Source organism: Acinetobacter sp. GN11 (assembly GCF_054823985.1).
This window is the reverse complement of sequence record NZ_JRVL01000191.1, coordinates 1-1,501: the sequence shown is the minus strand read 5'-3', so window position 1 is coordinate 1,501 and position 1,501 is coordinate 1. Positions and strand designations below refer to the sequence as shown.

Sequence of the window (1,501 nt, the reverse complement as noted above, 5' to 3'; positions counted from 1 at the left end):
TCTTTCCTCTGGAAACAGAGGAAAGATCTTTTTTAATCATCAGATAGGATATAGAAAATGTTTATTGCAAAAAATATATTTGTATATTTACTATCAATGTTAGCTTTATGCTTACTGATTATTTTCTTTAACTACCTTGGAATGAACGAGACCACTAACCTTCTGCTCTCTTCAGCACTTTTTGGAATATTCATTACTAGGTATTTCAAAGGTAGCGGCCTGTGTCTCGCCTTATTTAGCTTTTTTTACTGGGCAATGTTTGTGATTAGCCAAAGTTTAGAAGTGATATGGATGCTCGCAAGTTCAATCATTGTCTATCTGGTGATGACTAGAATGATTCCTAAACTCAAGACCATCCATATTGGTGTGATAGCTAAAAAGGGTTCACCCCACGCTTAACCATACCGACTTTCTTAACTGTATTAATTTTACTTTGCTCAGCACGTAATAATTCATTTAAGAAAATTTTTAAATTTTGCTCATCAAGACAAATGGGATTAAAACTAGTTTCTCCCATACTTAAAAAGAAAGATTCAATATTTGTATTACGCTGTACATATTTCATTGACCAACGCTGAAAAGAGTTCTTCTCGATGGAATATGTACAGAGCCATTTAACATTGTAGTGCCTTTGATCATTTTTAATTTTTTCAAATAATCGCTCTACTAACTCTTGTTCACCTTCCAAACATTGAAAGAAAGCATTATGAGCATAATAGAGCACACCACAAATTTGATTCAAATCGTTGAAATTTCGAGCTTCTGTTAGGATATCACGTAAATCTTGCAATAAATCTTCATTTTTTTCATTTCGTTGGCTGGCATAACACAGTCGAACGTTCATTAATAATTCCGTGAAATATAAAATTTCTTATCTAAAGATTTTTCAATCTAACACATATCTATTCCTGATAATTTATATTTCACATCTACATTAAATCTATGCTTTATACAAACAACCGATGAGTGAGTACAAAAACTTATTGGACTTACAAACGATTAGATATAAAAACAAAAAGCCCTCTTATAGAGAGCTTTTATAACGCTTAAAAGAAAATAGAATTTCTTTAAAGACTAAAATAAAAAAAAGCACTAAATAGTGCTTTTTTTTCTTACTGAAATATTATTGTGGAATAATATTTACAGCATTTGGTCCTTTTTGACCTTGAGTAACGGTAAACGTTACACGTTGACCTTCGTGCAAAGTTTTGAAACCTGAACCAGAGATCTCTTTGAAGTGAGCAAACACATCTGGACCGTTGTCTTGTTGAATGAAACCGAAACCTTTAGTTTCGTTAAACCATTTTACTGTACCGCTTACTGTATTAGACATGATATATCCTACTGATTTCTAATATTTTAGTATCATTTAATAATGACACTAACATAACTTTGAAAAAAGAATAACAAATTGAGTTAAGATCTTAAAAAACGAAGGATTATGACTAAAACTACGATACTTTAAAGAAGATTTACTAACAAGACTTTTTTCTAGTTAAGA

Annotated in this window: 3 protein-coding genes; 1 reads left to right on the top strand and 2 read right to left on the bottom strand. The window is 31.0% G+C overall.

The window, feature by feature from the left end; genetic code table 11:
- Nucleotides 1-57: 57 nt before the first annotated feature.
- Entirely contained in the window at nt 58-399 is a 342-nt protein-coding gene (locus tag NL42_RS15445; protein WP_461313408.1) for a hypothetical protein, read from the top strand.
- Here NL42_RS15445 and NL42_RS15440 read toward each other — a convergent pair.
- The gene (locus tag NL42_RS15440) at nt 374-844 is read right to left on the bottom strand and encodes an AnBLUF65 family BLUF photoreceptors (RefSeq protein ID WP_461313407.1); all 471 of its coding nucleotides are present in this window, start codon (nt 842-844) and stop codon (nt 374-376) included. The genes NL42_RS15445 and NL42_RS15440 overlap by 26 nt on opposite strands.
- A 279-nt stretch (nt 845-1,123) precedes the next feature.
- Nucleotides 1,124-1,333, bottom strand: a complete 210-nt coding sequence (locus NL42_RS15435) for a cold-shock protein (RefSeq protein WP_003650775.1) — start codon at nt 1,331-1,333, stop codon at nt 1,124-1,126.
- Nucleotides 1,334-1,501 lie beyond the last annotated feature (168 nt).